Raw genomic sequence first — 19,111 nt, 5'->3', positions numbered from 1 at the left:
CATTACCGTTACCGTCCAGCAGCCGCTACGCGCATCACACGCGCCATACACGCCATACGCGCCATACGCGCCGCAACTCGAACCCGAACAGGCCTAAAGCGCCGCCGCCACCTTCGCCCCATCGGGACTGCCGAGACCCGTGCAGGCGTCCCATCCCGACGCGGCCGCATAACTGCCGTTATTGCCTTGTGTGATGTCGTTGCAGACACGCGCCGCCTTGTAGAGCTTCGCGTTGACGAAGCCGGCCGGTTGCCCTTTCGCGGCATTGATGCGCGCGATCAACGCCGCCCACAAAGGCGCGACCGCGCTCGTGCCGCCCACCACCGTGTTTTGCCCGCCGATCAGCACATCGTAGCCTGTCGCCGGCGACGCATCGGCTGCGACATCGGGCACGCCGCGCCGCGCGAGCGGCGCCTTGCCACCTTGCGAACTGGCCGCTGACAAGCCCTCCTGCCATACCGGAACCGCAAACGTCGCACTCACGCCGCCGCCGGTCGCGCCGCCGTTCGCCCCGTCGTTCCAGACGACTTCACGCGAAATGCTCTGCCCGGACACTTCGAGACTCGTGCCGCCGCAGGCGAGCACATACGGGCTCGACGCGGGGAAATCGACGTGGTCGCGCCCGTCGCCGACGCCGTCGCCCGAGCCGCTATCGCCCGATGCCGCGCAAACCGTCACGCCAATCGCAGCGGCCGATTGCAGCACGTCGTTGAATGCCCGCATCGACTGTTCGGTCCACGTCGATTCCGGCGCCCCCCAGCTGATGGAGACGACCGACGGCTTATGCGTGGTGTCGTGCACGGCGCGGCTTACCGCATCGACAAAGCCCGCGTCGCTGTTCGGCGAGAAGTACACGGCGAGTGTCGCGCCCGGTGCGATCGCGCCGGCGATTTCGATATCGAGCGTCACCTCGGCGTCCGGGCCGTTCGGGTCGCCGCCCGGATCGTTGCCGGCCTGATCGACCCCGACTGGCACGACTTTCGGCGTCTTCACGCCGAGGCTCGAAAAGTACGCGTTGAGATCGGACATGCGATAGCCACCGCCGAGTTCGACGATGCCGATGCATTCGCCGCCGCCATCGCCTTGCGGAAAGCGATACAGCGACGCGAGCTGCAGCGGTGTGAACGACACCGCCGGCGCCGCGCGCGCGGGCCTGTACGGCGGCCGGATACGAAAGTGGGGCCGCGCCTGCGGACGGTTGTCGAGCCCAAGCACCGCGGTCACGACGCCGTGCAAATCGTCGGGCACGCTGATCGCGCCGGTGCGCCCGCGATAGCGGCCGATCGAATGATGTTCGTAGTGCTGCAGTTCGACGTCGAATGCGGCCTGGAACTGCGCGACGGTACCGCTCAACGCGACGGTGCGCGCGGCCGCATCTTCACGCACCACAGTGAGGCCATGCTGCGCGGCAAAAGCCTTCAGTTTTGCGATGTCTTCCGGCGACGCGCAGAAGCGCCTTTCCAGTTCGTCGCGCGAGATCGGCGCAGCGCCGGGCGTACCCGATGCGATCCTGCGCACCAGCTGTTCGAACTGCTGTTCGTCCTGGCGGCGCAGCATGACGATCGCTTCGATCGTTTCCGCCGGATCGCATTGGCCAATCACCTTCGAGCCTTCCGTGACAGCCCGCTCGCTGCCCGGCAATGGATGCTTGCCCATCGTGTCGCTCTCCTCCATGCGCGGCTCGTGACCGCGCGTTGCAGATGGCCGGCATGCATGACGCCGCGTGGTATGCCGCGCCGCCCGCTGCCGCATTCGTTTCAGAGATCACGCCGTTCTGTCCGACAAAACCATTCGAACACAGTTCCGGGGTACACGACAATCGGCCGAATGGCCTGGTGTCGGCGCGACGTCACAAGGGTTATGATGCTGCCGCGATACACCAGCGAAGCGCCGCGTTCGCGGCTCGCGGCTCGCGGCTCGCGGCTCGCGCATAAGCGACGCAACGCATCGGTGTTCCACGCGAGAAAATTCACGGAGAAAACCAATGACCACCATTTCGATGTATCAGGCATCAGTGCCTGTGCTGATTCGCGGCCTCAACAACCTTCTGGCCATTCTCGGCAAAGGCCAGGCGCACGCGGCCGAAAAGCAGCTCGACCCGTCGGTGCTGCCTGGATCGCGTCTCTTTCCCGACATGTTGCCGCTCGCACGCCAGGTGCATATCGCGACCGACGGTGCGAAAGGATGCGCGGCGCGCCTCGCCGGCGTCGAGCCGCCGAAGTACGACGACGTCGAAGTGTCGTTCGACGAACTCGCCGCCCGCATCGAGAAAACGATCGCGTATCTGAAGGAGTTCAAGCCCGAGCAGATCGACGGCAGCGAAGCGCGGCCGATCGCGCTGAAAATGCGCAGCGGCCCGGTCGAATTTACGGGCATCCAGTTTCTGACTGGCTTCGTTCTGCCGAACTTCTATTTCCATGTGACGACGGCGTACAACATCCTGCGTCACAACGGCGTCGAACTCGGCAAGATGGACTATCTCGGCAAGCCGAACAGTTAAACGCCGCTGCGGGCGCGCGCGGCACGCGAGGCGATGCGCGGGCGCGCCGATTGCGTCGCGGCGTTTCGCTGCGTTTCGCGGCGCCTCGCAGCACATCAACCGCGCGGCTGGAACGCGATCACGCTCATGCCGGCAAGCGTCAACGCGGCGCCGGCGATATCCCAGATCGTCGGGCGCATCTGCTCGACCAGCCACAGCCAGAGAATCGCAACCGCGACATACACGCCGCCATAGGCCGCATAGACGCGGCCCGCGGCCGCGCCATGGAACGTGAGCAGCCAGGCGAACAGCGCGAGGCTCAATGCGCCGGGCACGAGCAGCCACACGGAGCCGTCGTCCTTGAGCCAGCGCCACGGCAAATAGCAGCCAAGTATTTCCGCTAGCGCGGTCACGATATAGAGCAGCAGAGTCTTCATAAAAGAAAAGCGATGGAATAACCGCGTGGCAATCAGGGTTGAGGCCCGGACATTAGCGCACAGATGACTGCAATGCGGTCGCCGTGCGGAATGCGGTAAGTGGGCTGCACTGAGTGGGCTGCACTGAGTAGGCTGCAATGAGCGCACTGCCCCGGCAGTCTATCGTCTTTATAAAGACAATCACTTTGCCGCACGCAGCGATGCCATGCGACAGTTTGCGCAGTCCGTTTTTCGTCCGAACGGTTTTCCGACCATCCCTTTCGCGCCCCGCCCATGAGCGTCAAATCACCGTGCATCGATATCTGCAAGTTCGACGGCAAGACCGGTTATTGCGTTGGCTGCCTGCGCACACGAGATGAATGCAAGACCTGGAAAAAGATGAAAGACAAGCATCGCCGCAAGATCATCGAAGAGAAGTCGCAGCGTCTGTCGATGCTAAAGAAGTAAGTGTGCAACGCAGCGCCTGGAACAGTTCGACCGCTCAGTCGAGCGACAGGCGCAGCGCAAAGCCGATCAATGCCGCTGAAAATGTCCAGCGCTGCACCGTTTGCGCGAGTGGATGCGTGCGCACCCATCGCGAGATGCGGGCGGCGCCGATCGTATAGACAGTGTCGAAGGCTGCGCATACGAGAACCAGCACGACGCCCAGTTCGATCACCTGCGACCAGATCGGCCCGGCGTCCGGACGCACGAACTGCGGCAGCAGGACCGAGCAGAACAGCAAGGCCTTGGGGTTCAGCAGATTCGTGAAGAGACCCTTCACATAGGCGGTCCGCAGGCTCTGGTCCACCATCGGACGTCCATCCTTATCGGGCATCGCGAACACCGGCGAGCGAAAAATCTGTATGGCCACCCATGCCAGATAAATGGCGCCGCCGTAACGCACGACTTCGTAAAGCCACGGCGCATTGCGCAGCAACGCGGCGACACCGCACGCGGACAGCGTGACGTGCAGCGCACGCGCAGTCGCAAGGCCACAGGCGACGCCGAAGCCCTGACGCGTGCCGCGCGCGATCGTCGTCTGCAGCACGAGCGCCATGTCCGGTCCCGGCAGCGCACAGACAACGGCAAGCGCCGCAATAAACAGAACCAGCAGATGAGCGGAAATCATGTCGGCTTCCATCGTGAAGTTGCGATGTCGATGGCCTTCATGTTGCACGCGTCGCGCGAGAGCATTCTGGCGTTTTTCGATCTAACAGTGACGTAAACTGGAGCTTTGCTCTAAAATTCGGCTATTAATTGGCCTATTCCACCACCATGAACGACCTCGACAAAATCGACCTCGCGCTGCTTGCCACACTGCAGACCGATGGCCGGATGTCCAACGCGAAGCTCGCCGAGACCGTCGGCTTGAGCGAAACGCCTTGCGCGCGACGTCTCAAGCGCCTCGAAAACGAGGGCTTCATCGAGCGCTATCGCGCGGTACTGTCGCGCCGGGCGTTGGGGCTTGGCGTCTTTGCGTTCGTCTACGTGCGCTTCGCGGTGCACGACAAGACACTCGCGAACCGCTTCGAGCGCGAGGTAGAGGCCATACCGCGCATCCTGTCGTGCCACAACGTCTCGGGAACTGCCGACTATGTCATGCAGGTCGTTGCGCGCGACCTCGACGACTACGGCACGTTCATGCGCGACCAGGTGCGCGCGCTGCCGGGCGTGACCTCGATCGAATCCGCGCTGTCGTTGCGAGAAGTGAAGTCGCCCGGCGCATTACCGCTGTTGTGATTGGCGCGTACACGGCGCCGCACTTTGATGCTCGCAGCGCGAGTGGCATAGTGAACGCCGCATCGCGCCGCGCGACGCCGCACCTGCGCACATATCCGCATATCGAACCGAGAGCCTTGGGAGCCCCTGAACATCATGAACCCCGAACAGGCACGAGCCGAAGAAACGCAAGCGATGGAGCGCGTGGTCGCCGCCACGCAGCAGGTGCAGACGGCCTTCGCCGCCTTGCAGTCGCAATTCCCGCCGGCCGGCAGCGGCCGCCCGTCGCAGATCGCGTTGCAGACTTTCGACGCCGCGCTGCAGGAACTCGAAGACGCTCAGGCTGCCTTCGACGAAATGCTCGGCGAACTGCTTGACGGCAACCGCTAGGCCCGCTTGCCAGGCAGTACGCTGCGGCCTTTCCTGTCAGCGTGACGTGATGCGCGCGCGGGTCTGCGCGCCAGAAAGTCGTGGACTGCAGCAGACAGTTAGTTGCATTGCAAACATCTGCGACAACCTTATCGAAAAGCCCTGCCTAGGCGCCACCGCGCCACCGTCTGACGACGATAAGGTCTGTCTGGCCTTGCTAGATGGATAACGGCGCGGTCATACACTCAACACCACCGTTCCCCGCCGCCCCCAAGTGAGCATGACTGTAATCACAGTCATTATCTGCATAATGATTGCCATTGCAAACTTGACATCTCCAAAGCGAGAGATAAGATGTCTGCAAAAATAGGCGTTATAGGTTTTCAGACCGGGATTGCAAACATGAAGCGCGATGAGCAACCGATGATGAGCCCCGAGCGTCTACGCGAAGCTCGAGAGCTCGGCGAGAAGCTGGCGCGCTTGCGTATTGCCCGGCGCATTCGTCAAGCGGATGCGGCGACTCGCGCCGGAATTTCCCGCTCGACGGCGGTTCTGCTGGAGAAGGGCGACCTCGGTCGCACGCAGGCACAAATACTTCGGTATCTGGAAGCGATCGCGCCCGGTGTCAGCCTGCTTTCACTTCTGAAGGAAGACGACCCTTCGCTGCAGGCGTTGGCGGCGCGTGAAACGACGCGGCGCGTGCGCGAACCGAGCAAGGCCGAACTGGAGCGGCTGGACTTCTGATGGCGCGCAGCAAAGCAGAAGTCTTCGTCTTCAGCCACATCGCGCAAACCGATGGCAATCGGTTCGTCCCGGCCGGCATCCTCGGTCTGACGGAAACGGACGGTGCGAATGTCCGGAACCGCGAGCTGGCCAGTGAGTTCGCATACGGCACGCAATATATCCAGCGTAAGGAATCCTTCGAACTGGACCCTGTGAGCCTTGCGCTTGGCGACCGTCGGGCCATCAAGGGAAAAGTGCTGTTCCCGCTGAACGGACTCGGCGAGTTTGGAAGTATTCGCGACGCGGCTCCCGACGCCTGGGGACGCAGGGTGATTGAAGCGCGCCTGAAGGCCCCAGCCAATGGTTTGCTTGAAGTGCAGTACCTGCTGCACGCCGGCGGGGACCGCGTCGGCGCCCTGGACGTGCGGGAACAGAGAACGAGTCCTGATTCGGCATCCGCGAGCGACCTGCATTCGTTGCAATACGTGCTGGAGGCGGCAGAGGCCGTCGAGAACGGGGCTCCGGTGCCGGCAAACCTCGAGAGCTTCCTCGGTGCCGGTCCCTCCGCTGGCGGCGCTCGGCCCAAGGCTTCGGTACGCGACGACGAAGGGGCACTATGGCTCGCCAAGTTCCCGGCGAAGGGCGACACGTTCGATGTGGCCCGGGCAGAGGCATGCACATTGGAGCTCGCCCGCCGCTGCGGCCTGACGGTCCCCGAAGTACGCTATCTGGACATTGGCGGCCTGCCAGTCATGCTCATTCGTCGCTTCGACCGCTTCTGGGGCGAGGCTGGCCAGAAACTATCCACGGGCGCCCTGCACGACACCCGTCCGGGCGAGCGCCGCGTCGAAGGCAGGCTTCCGTTCGTGAGCGGCCTCACGCTCGTGGCCTGCGGTGAGCTGGAGTCACCGGACAAGGCCTACGCGGACCTGGGCCGCGCCATTCACAAATACGTCCACCCGGGCTGTGTCAGAGCCAATGGCGAGGAGATGTTTGCTCGCATGGTGCTCAACATCTTCGAGACCAACGACGACGACCATCTTCGCAACCATGGCTTCGTACGGGACCCGCGGCTTGATGGCTGGGTACTCAGCCCTCTGTACGACGTCGTTCCCCGCCCCCTCCTCGCCAGCGAGCGAAGGCTGCATCTTGGCGTAGGGGAAAAAGGCAAGCTCGCTACGCTGGACAACGCTCTGAGCCACTACTCGGCTTTCGTGTCAGGACGACCGACAGCCGTTGGCATCATGCGCCGGGTGTGGAGTGAGGTACGCCAGTGGAAGACGTGCTTCGAAGAGCACGGAGCCGAGGGAAAGCTTCTGGATCAGCTTTCGCGTGCTTTTCGAAACATCGGTGAAATCGCTTCGCCAGAGCTTCAGGCTGAAATACGCAAAGGGACATCGTAGCGGCAACGCGTCATCGCGACGCGGCTGGTGCGAACAGGCTCCCACAGGCTTTGTCTGCCTCGCACACTGGACTGTTCTGCAACAAAGCCCGACCCCTACCCCAGAATGGCTTTCAAACATATCGCAAAATTCCGATATAAGATTCGGTACCTGACGATGCAATTGCGTGCACCGAAAGCGGGCTCCGCCTCGAAACGGGAGGCCGCAAAGGTTTGAAAGCTAACTCGACGAACCTGAAGCAGTTCCGATGACGATCGATATCGACGCGATCCACAAAGCGCTCGCCAATCCTGTGCGCCGCGAGATTCTCGCGAAGCTGCGCGACCCCGAACGGCACTTCTCCGACCAGGAGCTGCCGCTCGAGTACGGCGTGTGCGCGGGAAAAATCGACGAATGCTGCGGCCTCTCGCAGTCGACGGTTTCCGCGCACCTCGCCGCCTTGCAGCGCGCGGGGCTCGTCACGTCGAAGCGGGTCGGCCAGTGGATCTTCTTCAAGCGCAACGAGGAAGTCATCAAGGCGTTCGTCGAGCAGATGAACACGGGCCTTTGATTTCGGACGCACGCATGCGCAACGCCAGCTTCGTCAAGCCAGATCCAGCGTGTACTGCAAACGTGCCTTGCAAGCTGGACCCAACGCCGAACCCATAGCCACGGGCTTGCGCCCACAAGACAAAGGTGAACCCTCATGCCGACTCTGTTCGATCCGCTCAAGATTGGCGATCTCACGCTCAAGAACCGCATCATCATGGCGCCGCTTACGCGCCAACGCGCCGGCGATATCCGCGTGCCGAACGCGCTGATGGCGCAGTACTACGCTGAGCGTGCATCCGCCGGACTGATCCTGTCCGAAGCGACTTCCGTCACGCCGCAAGGCGTCGGTTATGCGGACACGCCGGGCATCTGGTCCGACGAGCAAACCGAAGGCTGGAAGCTCGTGACCGACGCCGTGCACAAAGCCGGCGGCCTGATGTTCCTGCAACTGTGGCACGTAGGTCGCGTATCGGACCCGCACTTCCTGAACGGCGATCTGCCGGTCGCGCCGAGCGCGATCGCGGCGCAAGGCCATGTGAGCCTGCTGCGTCCGCAGCGCCCGTTCGTCACGCCGCGCGCGCTCGACATCTCCGAAATCCCGGGCATCGTGGCTGCGTATCGCAAAGGCGCGGAAAACGCGAAGAAGGCTGGCTTCGACGGCGTGCAGGTGCACGGCGCGAACGGTTATCTGCTCGACCAGTTCCTGCAGGACAGCACGAACAGGCGTACCGACGCGTACGGCGGTCCGATCGAGAACCGCGCGCGGCTGATGCTCGAAGTGGTGGACGCATGCATCGACGTCTGGGGTGCCGATCGTGTCGCCATGCATCTCGCGCCGCGCGGCGATTCGCACTCGATGGGCGACTCGAACCCGGTCGCGACCTTCGGCTATGTCGCGCGCGAGCTCGGCAAGCGCAAGATCGCATTTATCGCGGCACGCGAAGCGCTCGGCGACGACCGTATCGGACCGAAGCTGAAGGACGCATTCGGCGGCCCGTATATCGCGAACGAGAAGTTCACGAAGGAAACCGCGCAACAGGTGCTCGACGCCGGCGAAGCCGACGCAGTCGCCTGGGGCAAGCTGTTTATCGCCAATCCGGACCTGCCGCGCCGCTTCGAACTGAACGCGCCGCTCAACGAGCCGGATGCCTCGACCTTCTATGCGGAAGGCGCGAAGGGCTACACGGACTATCCGTCGCTCGAAGCCGCTTGAACCAGCTTGAAGCCGCTTGAAACGCAAGCGCGAGCGCTTCGGCAAGCGCCGCCGCGCGACGGTTGCGCGGCGCTCGCACGACAATAGCGCGCAACGTCGAAAAACGCCCGGACCCGTTCCGGGCGTTTTTTATCGGCCGTCAATCGGGATTAGGCGGATATACCGGCGCGCGATTCTGAAAATAGATGCCATGCGGCGAACGCCCGACGGCAATCGTCGACACGAGCTTGCGCGCAGGCAGATCGATCACGCCGACATGCCGCGAGAAGCGGAACGTCACCCACAGGAAGCGCCGGTCGGCGGACAGTTCCATATCGTCGGGGCCGGGCATCAGGTTGTCGATTTCGCCGACGTTCTGCAGCGTCGCGTAGTCGAGAATGCTGATCGTGTTGGCGACGCGATTGGTCACGGCAACGTGACGGCCGTCGTCGAGATTGCGGAAATTATGCGCGCCGCGTCCCGTGTGAATCCGCTTCACGACCGCACGCGTGCGCGGGTCCACCACCACGACATCGTCTTCGCCCGTCATGCCGACGAGCAGAGCGCGATCGCCGGGCGTCATCCACAGTCCCGCGGGGTCGCGTCCGACCGGAATTTTCCAGTCGACCGACTGCGTGGCCAGATCGATCGCGGCGAGTTCGCCCGAGTCCTGCAACGTCACATAGACGGTGCGCGCGTCCGACGAGAATGTCATATGGCTTGGCGTCTTGCCGAGCGCAATGCGTTTCGCGAGCGAAAGGTTGCGGCCGTCGAACCGGTAGATGTCGACCCGATCGAGTCTCAGCGCCGCGGTGACGAACCAGCGATGATCGGGCGAAAAGCCGAGTTGATACGGATCTTCGATATCCTGCAGGACGCGCTGCACGGCCGCGTTCGCGGGGTCGACGAACATCAGGCTGTTCGACACCGAGTTGGCGACGATCAACGATTTCTGGTCCGGCGTAATCATCAGATGATGCGGCTCTTTCCCGGTGTTTTCGGTGCCGGCCACCTGACGCGTCGCTTCGTCGATCAGCGTCAGTTGCGCTTCGCCCGAATCGAGCACGATGACCTTGTATGCGTCCGGCTGGATGCCCGCTTGCGGACGTTGTATCGCGTGGGCGGCGCAGGCGAACAACGCCATGCCGAGCAGCGCGACGCGTGTGGCAAATGTTTTCAATTGGGAGGGGGTAGAGGTTGAACGCGCGATTGGCAAACGCGTCACTATGCGGGAGCGCCGACCTCGATGCCAAGCCCCGTTACACTGATGTCCGTTGCCTGACGAGGCCTTGCGCAAGCTTTCATTCAGAGACCCGCCGATGGATCCCCTGCATCTTCTGCAAATCGCCCTTCACTTCGACCAGCACCTGCCGTCGCTGATCGCGCAATACGGCCCTGCGGTCTACGCGATGCTGTTCGCGATCGTGTTCGTCGAGATCGGTTTTCTACCGCTGTTCTTTCTGCCTGGCGATCCGCTGATCTTCATCTGCGGTGCGTTCGCCGCGACCGGCGCGCTCGACATCCGGCTCGTCGTGCCGGTGCTGTTCGCAGCGACAGTCGCGGGCAGCATCGTCTGCTATCTGCTCGGGCGGGCGCTCGGCGAAAAGGTCTACAGCGCGGACTATCGATGGCTGGACCGCAACGCGCTGCGCAGCGCGCACGCGTTCTACGAGGCACGCGGCGGCTACACGTTCCTGCTGTCGCCCTTCATCGCGGTGGTGCGGACCTTCGCGCCGTTCGTCGCCGGCGTCGCACGGATGACGTTTGCGCGTTTCGCGTCGTTCGTGATCGCCGGCGCGGCCTTGTGGATCGTATCGCTCGTTGCCGGCGGCTATCTGTTCGGCAACGTGCCGCTCGTGCGCGACCATATGAGTTCGATCGTGCTGCTGGGCATCGGGCTTGGCGTCGGGTCACTGGTCGTCGGCGCGCTGTGGCGTCGCGTGAATGCATACCGGCGAGGATAAGCGCCGCGAAAGCGCGCACAAAAGAACGCGACGCGCGCAATCTCGATGTCGCGGCCGGCGCGCCGTCGCGCGCCACGCCGTTGCCTCACCTGCATTGACGCGACAACGCGCCGCTATAATGAACCGGCCCGCGAACGCCCCACGCCCGCGGCGAGCGCACAAGCAGAATGCCCGATAGCGCAGCGTCCTGCGCTCCGCTGCAATTCCACGCGCACTGACGGGCATCACGAACGGTCACCCGGAGACATCACGATGGCTTTGTCTGGTCTGCTTGTCTTTGCACTCGCGCTCGTCGTCGCGGCCGGTTCCCCCGGCCCAAGTATCGCCGCGCTCGTCGCCCGCGTGATGACCAACGGACTGCGCGAGGTGCTGCCGTTCCTCGCCGCAATGTGGCTTGGCGAAGCGCTCTGGCTTGGTTGCGCGGTCGCCGGTCTCGTCGCGCTCGCGCACACGTTCGCGGCCGTGTTCGTCGCGCTGAAAGTTGCCGGTATCGCGTATCTGCTGTACCTCGCCTGGAAGATGTGGCGAGCGCCGGCCGACGTGCGCGAGAGCCCGTTGCCCGCGCATCGATCGGCATGGCGCATGTTCGGCGCGGGGCTCGCGGTCACGCTCGGCAATCCGAAAATCATGGTCTTCTATCTCGCGCTGCTGCCGACGCTCGTCGATCTGTCGCATGTCGGCACGCTCGCCTGGCTTGAGCTCACGCTCACCATGCTCGTCGTATTGAGCGCGGTCGATCTCGGCTGGGCGCTCGTTGCCGCGCGCGCCCGCAAGCTGCTGACGAGCCGGCGCGCCGTGCGCATCGCGAATCGCGCGAGCGCGACGATGATGGCGGGCGCCGCCGCGGCCATCGCCACGCGCTAGGCGGCGCGCGACTCCGAAGCCGCCGCCGATGAATCCGCTCAACGCCTATACCCAGCTCTCGCGCTCGGCGATTGTTTCGCTCGGACGCGAACTCGCCGCATGGAAGCCGTCGCAGGAGCGCGCGCTGTTCGGCGCTCAAACCGTGCTGTCGGTCGTACTCGCCGTAGCGGTCGCGCACGCGCTGCATCTGACGAACACCTGGTGGGCCGCGATCAGCGGCTTCGCGGTCATGCAGACGAGCTTCCAGGGCAGCATCGAGCGTTCCACGTACCGCATCCTCGGCACGCTGCTCGGCGCGCTCGTGGGCACCGTCGTCGGCCCGTTGATCGGCGACCGGCCGTGGCTCTTCATTCCGGTGATCGGCGCGATCGGCGGCTTCTGCGTCTACTCCGGCAACGGCGCGGTGGCTTCATATGCGTGGGTGCTCGGCGGCATCACGTCCCTGCTCGTCACCTACGAGGCGCACATCCTCGGGTCGATGGAGAAGACCGCGTCGTTCGCCGTGTTGCGAGTCGCCGAAGTGCTCGTCGGGACGCTGTCGTGCGTCGTGGTGGCGGGGCTTTTCCACGTCGTGATCGAATGGCATCGGCGCAGGCGGACCGGCGACGCGGCGCCCTCGCCCGCCGCCGCGGCCGCGCCGCCCTTGCGCGAGCTGCGCGCCGCGCGGATGCTGCTCGGTCTGCAATCGGGACTGGCCATCGCCATCATCGCGGCGCTCACCTATACGCTGAACCTGCCTGGCTTCGCGCAGGCGCTCGTGACCACGGTCGCCGTGATGGTGCTGCCCGCCGCATCGCTGACGAGCCGCGATCAGAAACCGGTCGTGCAGAAGATGGTGCAGCGGGTAACCGGGTGTGTGCTGGCCGGCGCGCTCGGCATTGCGCTGCTGCCGCTCATGAACGGCAAGGAGATCCCATGCCTGATCGCGCTGTCGTGCGGCGTGTGGGTGGGCTGCCACGTGCAGAGCGGCAGCGCCGGCGCAAGCTACGTGGGCCGCCAGTTTACGATCGCGTTCATCATGGTGTTCGTGCAGGACCATCACTGGTCGGCCGATCCGCTGCCCGCGCTGATGCGGCTCGAAGGCATCCTGATCGGCATCGTCACCCTCGCCGCCGTGATGTTCGCAACGGCAAACCTGCCGTTCCTGCCGTCCGCCGACGAAGCGAGTCCGTAGGGGCGCGCACCGCGTTGTGCGCGCCGCTTGCTGCCGCTTGCTGCCGCTTGCTGCCCCTGGACGACCTACTTCCCTTCCGTCTTACGCGCCTCTTCCGCGGCGGCCTTGTAGTCGTACGTCGGATAGAATTCGGTCCGGTAGCCGCCCCAGGCGGTTTCCTCGAGCACACGGTTCAGTTCGCGCAGCCGGTTGGCCGGCACGCGCAGCGTCACGACCTGGCCGACGCCCATCATCACGTACCACGAAACAACCTCGATGCCCGGCGGCGGAAACGCCTTGTAGAACCCTTGCTTCGCGAGTTCCCTGTTGATCTCGGGCAGCGTCTTGGACTGGTCGTGCTTGAGGAAAACGGTGAGCAGGAACGTGCCGTCGCCGGCCGGCGTCGCGGCGGGCGCGCCGGCCGGCGCCGTTTGCGCGAACGCGGGCGCGGCGCTCGCAACCGCAGCCAGCAGACCGAGTGTCGCGATCAGCTTACGAACTGGGTACATCGACTTCTCCTGGAACGTGGATGGGGGGTGCAGCAGCGGTCTTTATACCGGAATCGCCCGCGCGTTGCCGCCCCGTTTTCGTCACGTTTTCGGAAAACAGAAGCCGAAGTCTTCGCAGCCGGGACATCCGGGCGCGGGGCCGGGCGTGCGCCCTTTGTCGAGCGCGACCTGCTCGGCGAGAAAGCGCTTCCAGCGCAGGTTGTCGACGTTGCGCGCAACGAGCCTCGGATAGTGGCGCGTCATGATGTCGGTGACGTCGTCGCGGCCATCGAGACCGAGATCGCGCCACAAGTGATCGCCACGCAGGCACGCGGTTGAAACGATCGTGGCGAGGCACCACGCGTCGATTGCGTTCGCGATCGGTGGCCGTTCGTGACGCAGCAACAGCCGGCGCAGATCGTCGACGAATGACTGATGTTGCGTCGCATCGGGGTGTTCGGGAAACGCTTCGAGCGGCATGGCCCCGCTCAGCACGGCGCCGGGGAAATGGCGCGCGGCCAGTGCGCCGAGCGTGTCGCGCGGCAACCCGAGCTCCTGCAGCGCGCCGCTCGCAAGCTTCGCGCCGATCAGTCGCGCGAACGCGATGGTGTCGGCCCGCACACGGTTGACCGCGTGATCGAGCAGGCTTTGTACACAGGCGTCGCGCGGCGTAGGCGCGTCATCGTTCGGCAAGGTCATCGTCCCGGCACCTCGGATTTCCCCGCATTCTCTTTCAGTGTCCGGCAATCGGTCTGCGCACGAAGGCTCAGTGCAGCGCGCCTGGACTCGTCAGCACAATACGCCGAAAACGCGCGTCCAGCGACGATGTGGCAAAAATGCGCCGCCCGGTCCGGCGGTTCGCAACTGCGCTCGCGCAACGCGCGATGCGTATTAAATAATTGCAAGCCGGCGTCGATAACCAGTAAAGGAGTTATCTACCGCGGAACCTGCCATGCCGAGCTCGTATAACCTTGCACTCGTCGCGTTGTCGATCGTCGTCGCCACGCTCGCGTCCTACACGGCACTGGACCTCGCGGGCCGCATCACGCTGCAGGCGGTCTCGCGCCAGCGCCGCGCGTGGCTCGCGGGCGGCGCAGCCGCGATGGGCGTCGGTATCTGGTCGATGCACTTCATCGGCATGCTCGCGTTTTCGCTGCCGATCCCGCTCGGCTACGATCTGCCGATCACCGGCGCGTCGCTCGCGATCGCCTTCGTCGTGTCCTACTTTGCGCTCGCGATCGTCACGCGGCGCACGCTGTCGCGCCCGCGCCTCATCGCGGGCGGCGTGCTGATGGGCGCCGGCATCGCCGGCATGCACTACACGGGTATGGCCGCGATGCGCATGGCACCGGGCATCCGGTATGAACCCGCGCTGTTCGCCGCTTCGCTTGCGATCGCCGTCGCGGCGTCGATCGCCGCGCTATGGATCGCGCACACGCTGCGCGATTCGAGCCAGCGCCGCATCATCGTGAAAAGGATCGGCGCAGCCGCGCTGATGGGCATGGCGATCGCGGGCATGCACTACACGGGCATGGCCGCCGCCGACTTCGCGCCTGGCGCGATCTGCGGCGCCGTGCAGGGCGCGAACCCGAGCGTGATCGCCGGCGAGCACGCGCAGTGGCTGGCGACCAGCGTCATTCTGTTCACGTTCGCGATTCTCGTCGTCACGCTGCTGCTGTCGCGCTTCGATGCGCGTGCAAGCGTGCTCGCAGGCTCGGTCTCGACGCTGAACAACCAGATCGTGCGCCTTGCGACCTACGACACGCTGACCGGCCTCTTGAACCGCAGTTCGCTGACCGAGCGGATCGGGCGTGCGATCGACGTGTCGCGAGCGCGCCATAAGCCGTTCGCGATTCTGTTCATGGACCTCGACGGCTTCAAGACGATCAACGACTCGCTCGGCCACGCGTTCGGCGACGAAGTGCTGAAGGCGTTCGCGCTGCGTCTGCTGCAATCGGTGCGCGCGGCGGACACGGTCGCGCGTCTGGGCGGCGACGAGTTCGTGATTCTTGCCGAAGACCTGACGTCGGCACAGGATGCCGCACAGATGGCCGACGCCGTGCTCGCGCGCATGCGCGACGGCATCGTCGCCGACGGCCAGCCGCTGCAGGTGATGCCGAGCATCGGCGTCGCGCTGTTCCCGCAGGATGGCGACAGCGTCGACACGCTGCTGCGCCACGCGGACGCCGCCATGTACGAAGCGAAGCGCGAAGGCCGCGGCATCTACCGCTTCTTCGAAGCGCGCATGAACGAGGCCGCGATGCGAACGCTGAAAATCCAGCGCGCGTTGCACGAAGGTCTCGGCAAAGGTTATTTCGCGCTGCATTTCCAGCCGAAATTCCGCGGCGACAACGGCGAGGTCGCCGGCGCCGAAGCACTGTTGCGGCTCGATCATCCGGAATTCGGCCAGCTCGCGCCCGTCGATTTCATTCCGATCGCCGAGCGTTCGGGCCAGATCGTGCAGATCGGCTACTGGGTCGTACGCGAGACGTGCCGCCAGATCCGGCGCTGGGAAGCGGCCGGCCTGCCGCCGATGAAAGTAGCGGTCAACCTGTCGCCGCGCCAGCTGATCCAGCCCGAACTCGTGCCGACCATTCTCGACATCGCGCGGGCCGAACAGGTCGCGTGCGCGCAACTGATGTTCGAAATCACCGAAAGCGTCGCGATGCAGGATGCGCCGAAGACGATCGCGACCATCCACGAGTTCCAGCAGGCGGGCTTCGACATCTCGATCGACGATTTCGGCACCGGCTATTCGAGCCTCGCGTACCTGCAGCGCTTTCGCGTCAAACAGCTGAAGATCGACCGCTTCTTCACGAACGGGCTCGACGACGACGGCCACGAAGGCCAGGCGATCGTGTCGGCGATCATCGCCCTCGCGCACTCGCTCGACATGGACGTGGTGGCCGAAGGCGTCGAGACGGAGTCGCAGTACGACAAGCTCAAACACATGCAATGCGACGAAATGCAGGGCTTTCTGCTCGGCCGTCCGCTGACGGCCGATGCGTTCGGCGCGTTGATGCACCAGCAGATCCGGAGCCATCGCGACGCATCCGCGCTTCTGAACTGAGCAGGCGGCGCGGCTCGCCGCGCCGGCTTTTTCGATATTTCCTTGACTTCGGTCGTCGGCGCATTAATATACGCATCGCGTATATCCGCTGACGAAACAGCCAACGTCGATCTCAACGTCGGTCCGACTGCACGAGGTGCCCGAATGAGCGTTCCGCAACAAGCCTTTCTGCGCGATGCGATGCGTCGCATGAATCTGACTCGCGACGGCTTCGCGAGCCGCATCGGCGTGTCGCGCCGCGCGCTCGACACCTGGCTGCTGCCCGATGACTCGCAGGAGTCGCGCGCGATGCCGGAAATCGTCGAGCGCTTCGTCTCGGAAATCGTCGTAAGCGGCGCCGCACCCGAAAGATATACGCAAAGCGTAGATTCGCACCGCCCGACGCTGGCGAGCCAGATGCTGTTCGAAGGCAAGCCGCAATTGCTGTCGGTCGACCAGTTCTCGCGCGATTCGGTCGAGGCGCTGTTTCGCGTCGCGGACATCATGCAGCCGATCGCGCGCCGCAGAAAAATCTCGCGTGTGCTCGAAGGCGCTGTGCTCGGCAACCTGTTCTTCGAAGCGAGCACGCGTACCCGCGTGAGCTTCGGCGCGGCGTTTTGCCGGCTCGGCGGCTCGGTGTGCGACACGACCGGCTTCACGTTTTCGTCGATGGCCAAGGGCGAGTCGATCTACGACACGAGCCGCGTCATGAGCGGCTATGTCGACGCGCTCGTGATCCGGCACCCGGAGCAAGGCTCGGTCGCGGAATTCGCGCGCGCGACCAACGTGCCCGTGATCAACGGCGGCGACGGGCCCGGCGAGCATCCGAGCCAGGCGCTGCTCGATCTCTACACGATCCAGCGCGAGTTCTCGCGTCTCGGCAAGATTGTGGACGGTGCGCATATCGCGCTGGTCGGCGATCTCAAGTACGGGCGCACCGTGCATTCGCTCGTGAAGCTGCTCGCGCTCTATCGCGGCATCAAGTTCACGCTGATCTCGCCGCCGATGCTCGAAATGCCGACGTATATCGTCGAGCAGATCTCGCGCAACGGCCACGTGATCGAGCAGACGCACGATCTGACGAACGGCTTGCGCGGCGCGGACGTCGTTTATGCAACGCGTATTCAGAAAGAGCGCTTCACCGACGAATCGTTCGAAGGCTACACGCCCGATTTCCAGATCAACCAGGCGCTCGTCGACAGCGCGTGCGGCCCCGACACGCTGATCATGCACCCGCTGCCGCGCGATAGCCGTCCCGGTGCGAACGACCTCAGCACCGATCTGAACCACGATTCACGGCTCGCGATCTTCCGGCAGACCGACAACGGCATTCCGGTGCGCATGGCAATTTTCGCGGTGCTGCTCGGCGTCGAGACGCTCGTCCAGCATTCGATGCGCGATGCGGCCTGGCGTCCGCCCGCGTATCTCGGCCCGGACGACGCGGTGTTTCACGGCATCGATTGACGATCGCGGCACGCGCGCTCGCAGCAACGGCGCAATTGTGCCGGGAACGCGCGCCACGAAGCGGGCGGGACAGCCGTCTCGACCGGCAAAGCCGCGCCGCCGCGTTCGTCAAGCTACATCGAGTTCTTCGCTCGGCCGATACAGCGCATTGCAACCCGCGATCGCCTCCACTGCGAAGTCCACGAACGAGCGGACCTTCGGCGAAAGCTGCCGCAAGGTCGGATAGATGATGTGAACCGTGCGCCTCGGCGTGTTGTAGCCGTCGAGCACGCGCTCGAGCCTGCCCGTGCGCAGATGGTCCGCTGCGATATAGCTGTGCACGTAGACGATGCCGGAGTCGGCGAGCGCCGCATCGATCAGCGCGTCGCACTGGTCGACCACCTGGCGCGCGGTATCGCCGACGCGCACGGTCCAGTCGCGGCTGCCCGACATGAAGTGCCAGTCGCGGCAACGCCGCGTATCGGGCGACATATACGCCACGCAATCGTGCCCGGCGAGATCGTCAGGAGTCCGAGGCCTGCCGTACTCGTCCAGATACTCGGGGCTCGCGCAAGCCACCCAGTGCGCAAAACCGACCTCGCGCGCAATCAGACGGCTCGACGGCAGATCGCCGATACGCACCGCGATATCGAAACCTTCCTCGATGATGTCCTGCATCACATCCGAGAAGCTCGTTTCGACCGTGATGTCGGGAAACTGCCGCTTGAACGCGACAAGCGCGGGCATCAGCACCGACCGGCCGAATGCCATCGGCGCCGCAATCCGCAAGCGGCCGGACGGCACTTGAGCGGACTGTTGCAACGCCGCCTCCGCGTCCTTGAGACCGGCGAGAATCTCGCGACATCGATCGAAAAACACGGCCCCTTCCGCGGTCAGCCCGACACTTCGCGTCGAGCGATGCAACAGCACGACACCGGTTTGCGATTCGAGCCTGCTGACCGCCTTGCTGACGCCGGAAGCCGTCAACCCCATCTGTTTGGCTGCGCCGGTAAAACTCCTGGCTTCAGCGGCACGCACAAACGCCTCAACGGCAGACAAATCCATCTCGTCCTCAACAAATCGGCGAAAGCCTTCTCTTTCATGTCGAGCAGGCTTCGGCATCGTTACAGATTGCGGGTCTGATGCGACGTGAATTTTACGGAACATGACCGCAATAACAATCAGGCTTCCATTCATGACAGAGTTGACATGGATTCACCATCAACCGTGTCATAGCCATCGCGCATACTGTCTGGCGCATCGGTCAAAGCGTTCACGTCGCATCGCACATCATGCAAACACAGGATCGAGGCGG

The 19,111-nt window shown here is 64.2% G+C and carries 20 protein-coding genes; 13 read left to right on the top strand and 7 right to left on the bottom strand.

Annotated features, from left to right (window positions below; translation table 11 throughout):
• Positions 1 to 93: 93 nt before the first annotated feature.
• Positions 94 to 1,656 (bottom strand): S53 family peptidase, encoded by a 1,563-nt coding sequence (locus BTO02_RS27645; RefSeq protein ID WP_075161446.1) that lies wholly within the window; start codon positions 1,654 to 1,656, stop codon positions 94 to 96.
• A 328-nt stretch (positions 1,657 to 1,984) separates the two neighbouring features.
• Here BTO02_RS27645 and BTO02_RS27635 point away from each other — a divergent pair, with 328 nt between their 5' ends.
• Entirely contained in the window at positions 1,985 to 2,500 is a 516-nt protein-coding gene (locus tag BTO02_RS27635; protein WP_075160290.1) for a DUF1993 domain-containing protein, read from the top strand.
• A 95-nt stretch (positions 2,501 to 2,595) separates the two neighbouring features.
• Here the strand turns inward: BTO02_RS27635 and BTO02_RS27630 are convergent, their stop codons facing one another.
• Complete coding sequence (locus BTO02_RS27630) at positions 2,596 to 2,916, bottom strand: YnfA family protein (protein ID WP_075160289.1); 321 nt, start codon at positions 2,914 to 2,916, stop codon at positions 2,596 to 2,598.
• Positions 2,917 to 3,189: 273 nt separating this feature from the next.
• Between BTO02_RS27630 and BTO02_RS27625 the strand changes: the two genes are divergently transcribed.
• Positions 3,190 to 3,363: a DUF1289 domain-containing protein gene (locus tag BTO02_RS27625; RefSeq protein WP_075160288.1), complete on the top strand. Its 174-nt coding sequence runs from the start codon at positions 3,190 to 3,192 to the stop codon at positions 3,361 to 3,363.
• A 34-nt stretch (positions 3,364 to 3,397) separates the two neighbouring features.
• Here the strand turns inward: BTO02_RS27625 and BTO02_RS27620 are convergent, their stop codons facing one another.
• Entirely contained in the window at positions 3,398 to 4,027 is a 630-nt protein-coding gene (locus BTO02_RS27620) for a LysE family translocator (protein WP_075161445.1), read from the bottom strand.
• Between the two features lie 146 nt (positions 4,028 to 4,173).
• Between BTO02_RS27620 and BTO02_RS27615 the strand changes: the two genes are divergently transcribed.
• From BTO02_RS27615 to BTO02_RS27590, 6 genes are all read left to right on the top strand, one after another.
• Positions 4,174 to 4,638 (top strand): Lrp/AsnC family transcriptional regulator, encoded by a 465-nt coding sequence (locus BTO02_RS27615; protein WP_075160287.1) that lies wholly within the window; start codon positions 4,174 to 4,176, stop codon positions 4,636 to 4,638.
• 135 nt (positions 4,639 to 4,773) lie between these two features.
• The gene (locus tag BTO02_RS27610) at positions 4,774 to 5,007 is read left to right on the top strand and encodes a hypothetical protein (RefSeq protein ID WP_075160286.1); all 234 of its coding nucleotides are present in this window, start codon (positions 4,774 to 4,776) and stop codon (positions 5,005 to 5,007) included.
• A gap of 381 nt (positions 5,008 to 5,388) precedes the next feature.
• Positions 5,389 to 5,730, top strand: a complete 342-nt coding sequence (locus BTO02_RS27605) for a helix-turn-helix domain-containing protein (protein ID WP_075160285.1) — start codon at positions 5,389 to 5,391, stop codon at positions 5,728 to 5,730.
• Positions 5,730 to 7,112, top strand: a complete 1,383-nt coding sequence (locus BTO02_RS27600) for a type II toxin-antitoxin system HipA family toxin (protein WP_075160284.1) — start codon at positions 5,730 to 5,732, stop codon at positions 7,110 to 7,112. The genes BTO02_RS27605 and BTO02_RS27600 overlap by 1 nt, the downstream gene beginning before the upstream one ends.
• Positions 7,113 to 7,359: 247 nt before the next feature.
• On the top strand, positions 7,360 to 7,662 hold the full coding sequence (locus tag BTO02_RS27595; RefSeq protein WP_075160283.1) for an ArsR/SmtB family transcription factor: 303 nt from the start codon (positions 7,360 to 7,362) through the stop codon (positions 7,660 to 7,662).
• A gap of 135 nt (positions 7,663 to 7,797) precedes the next feature.
• A complete protein-coding gene (locus BTO02_RS27590) occupies positions 7,798 to 8,856 on the top strand; it encodes an alkene reductase (RefSeq protein ID WP_075160282.1) in 1,059 nt (352 codons plus the stop codon).
• A gap of 139 nt (positions 8,857 to 8,995) precedes the next feature.
• Here the strand turns inward: BTO02_RS27590 and BTO02_RS27585 are convergent, their stop codons facing one another.
• Positions 8,996 to 9,979: a YVTN family beta-propeller repeat protein gene (locus BTO02_RS27585; RefSeq protein WP_083615531.1), complete on the bottom strand. Its 984-nt coding sequence runs from the start codon at positions 9,977 to 9,979 to the stop codon at positions 8,996 to 8,998.
• A 175-nt stretch (positions 9,980 to 10,154) separates the two neighbouring features.
• Between BTO02_RS27585 and BTO02_RS27580 the strand changes: the two genes are divergently transcribed.
• The 3 genes from BTO02_RS27580 (at position 10,155) to BTO02_RS27570 (ending at position 12,837) form a co-directional block, all read left to right on the top strand.
• On the top strand, positions 10,155 to 10,799 hold the full coding sequence (locus tag BTO02_RS27580; protein ID WP_075160280.1) for a VTT domain-containing protein: 645 nt from the start codon (positions 10,155 to 10,157) through the stop codon (positions 10,797 to 10,799).
• A 252-nt stretch (positions 10,800 to 11,051) separates the two neighbouring features.
• The gene (locus BTO02_RS27575; RefSeq protein ID WP_075160279.1) at positions 11,052 to 11,663 is read left to right on the top strand and encodes a LysE family translocator; all 612 of its coding nucleotides are present in this window, start codon (positions 11,052 to 11,054) and stop codon (positions 11,661 to 11,663) included.
• A gap of 28 nt (positions 11,664 to 11,691) precedes the next feature.
• Positions 11,692 to 12,837: an FUSC family protein gene (locus tag BTO02_RS27570; RefSeq protein WP_075160278.1), complete on the top strand. Its 1,146-nt coding sequence runs from the start codon at positions 11,692 to 11,694 to the stop codon at positions 12,835 to 12,837.
• A 65-nt stretch (positions 12,838 to 12,902) separates the two neighbouring features.
• Here BTO02_RS27570 and BTO02_RS27565 read toward each other — a convergent pair whose 3' ends face one another.
• On the bottom strand, positions 12,903 to 13,325 hold the full coding sequence (locus BTO02_RS27565; protein ID WP_075160277.1) for a hypothetical protein: 423 nt from the start codon (positions 13,323 to 13,325) through the stop codon (positions 12,903 to 12,905).
• 81 nt (positions 13,326 to 13,406) lie between these two features.
• Positions 13,407 to 14,003, bottom strand: a complete 597-nt coding sequence (locus BTO02_RS27560; RefSeq protein WP_075160276.1) for a nitrogen fixation protein NifQ — start codon at positions 14,001 to 14,003, stop codon at positions 13,407 to 13,409.
• A gap of 253 nt (positions 14,004 to 14,256) precedes the next feature.
• Between BTO02_RS27560 and BTO02_RS27555 the strand changes: the two genes are divergently transcribed.
• Together BTO02_RS27555 and BTO02_RS27550 are read left to right on the top strand one after the other, a co-directional pair.
• Positions 14,257 to 16,374 (top strand): putative bifunctional diguanylate cyclase/phosphodiesterase, encoded by a 2,118-nt coding sequence (locus BTO02_RS27555; protein ID WP_075160275.1) that lies wholly within the window; start codon positions 14,257 to 14,259, stop codon positions 16,372 to 16,374.
• Between the two features lie 144 nt (positions 16,375 to 16,518).
• On the top strand, positions 16,519 to 17,817 hold the full coding sequence (locus BTO02_RS27550) for an aspartate carbamoyltransferase (protein ID WP_075160274.1): 1,299 nt from the start codon (positions 16,519 to 16,521) through the stop codon (positions 17,815 to 17,817).
• A 108-nt stretch (positions 17,818 to 17,925) separates the two neighbouring features.
• On the opposite strand, the gene BTO02_RS27545 is transcribed toward BTO02_RS27550, so the two are convergent.
• The gene (locus BTO02_RS27545; protein WP_198039268.1) at positions 17,926 to 18,855 is read right to left on the bottom strand and encodes a LysR family transcriptional regulator; all 930 of its coding nucleotides are present in this window, start codon (positions 18,853 to 18,855) and stop codon (positions 17,926 to 17,928) included.
• Between the last annotated feature and the right edge of the window lie 256 nt (positions 18,856 to 19,111).

Origin of the sequence: Paraburkholderia sp. SOS3 (genome assembly GCF_001922345.1) — a bacterium.
Taxonomy (GTDB): Bacteria; Pseudomonadota; Gammaproteobacteria; order Burkholderiales; family Burkholderiaceae; genus Paraburkholderia.
Note: the sequence above shows the minus strand (reverse complement) of the source record. Positions and strands in the feature narration are given on the sequence as shown.

Excerpts from the sequence above, each read along its gene's own strand:
- BTO02_RS27605 (WP_075160285.1), top strand. The coding sequence starts at position 5,389 with ATGAAGCGCGATGAGCAACCGATGATGAGCCCCGAGCGTCTACGCGAA.
- BTO02_RS27555 (WP_075160275.1), top strand. The coding sequence starts at position 14,257 with ATGCCGAGCTCGTATAACCTTGCACTCGTCGCGTTGTCGATCGTCGTC.
- BTO02_RS27550 (WP_075160274.1), top strand. The coding sequence starts at position 16,519 with ATGAGCGTTCCGCAACAAGCCTTTCTGCGCGATGCGATGCGTCGCATG.
- BTO02_RS27620 (WP_075161445.1), bottom strand. The coding sequence starts at position 4,027 with ATGATTTCCGCTCATCTGCTGGTTCTGTTTATTGCGGCGCTTGCCGTT.
- BTO02_RS27625 (WP_075160288.1), top strand. The coding sequence starts at position 3,190 with ATGAGCGTCAAATCACCGTGCATCGATATCTGCAAGTTCGACGGCAAG.
- BTO02_RS27575 (WP_075160279.1), top strand. The coding sequence starts at position 11,052 with ATGGCTTTGTCTGGTCTGCTTGTCTTTGCACTCGCGCTCGTCGTCGCG.
- BTO02_RS27570 (WP_075160278.1), top strand. The coding sequence starts at position 11,692 with ATGAATCCGCTCAACGCCTATACCCAGCTCTCGCGCTCGGCGATTGTT.
- BTO02_RS27565 (WP_075160277.1), bottom strand. The coding sequence starts at position 13,325 with ATGTACCCAGTTCGTAAGCTGATCGCGACACTCGGTCTGCTGGCTGCG.
- BTO02_RS27645 (WP_075161446.1), bottom strand. The coding sequence starts at position 1,656 with ATGGGCAAGCATCCATTGCCGGGCAGCGAGCGGGCTGTCACGGAAGGC.
- BTO02_RS27585 (WP_083615531.1), bottom strand. The coding sequence starts at position 9,979 with ATGGCGTTGTTCGCCTGCGCCGCCCACGCGATACAACGTCCGCAAGCG.
- BTO02_RS27580 (WP_075160280.1), top strand. The coding sequence starts at position 10,155 with ATGGATCCCCTGCATCTTCTGCAAATCGCCCTTCACTTCGACCAGCAC.
- BTO02_RS27630 (WP_075160289.1), bottom strand. The coding sequence starts at position 2,916 with ATGAAGACTCTGCTGCTCTATATCGTGACCGCGCTAGCGGAAATACTT.
- BTO02_RS27595 (WP_075160283.1), top strand. The coding sequence starts at position 7,360 with ATGACGATCGATATCGACGCGATCCACAAAGCGCTCGCCAATCCTGTG.
- BTO02_RS27610 (WP_075160286.1), top strand. The coding sequence starts at position 4,774 with ATGAACCCCGAACAGGCACGAGCCGAAGAAACGCAAGCGATGGAGCGC.
- BTO02_RS27600 (WP_075160284.1), top strand. The coding sequence starts at position 5,730 with ATGGCGCGCAGCAAAGCAGAAGTCTTCGTCTTCAGCCACATCGCGCAA.
- BTO02_RS27590 (WP_075160282.1), top strand. The coding sequence starts at position 7,798 with ATGCCGACTCTGTTCGATCCGCTCAAGATTGGCGATCTCACGCTCAAG.
- BTO02_RS27615 (WP_075160287.1), top strand. The coding sequence starts at position 4,174 with ATGAACGACCTCGACAAAATCGACCTCGCGCTGCTTGCCACACTGCAG.
- BTO02_RS27560 (WP_075160276.1), bottom strand. The coding sequence starts at position 14,003 with ATGACCTTGCCGAACGATGACGCGCCTACGCCGCGCGACGCCTGTGTA.
- BTO02_RS27635 (WP_075160290.1), top strand. The coding sequence starts at position 1,985 with ATGACCACCATTTCGATGTATCAGGCATCAGTGCCTGTGCTGATTCGC.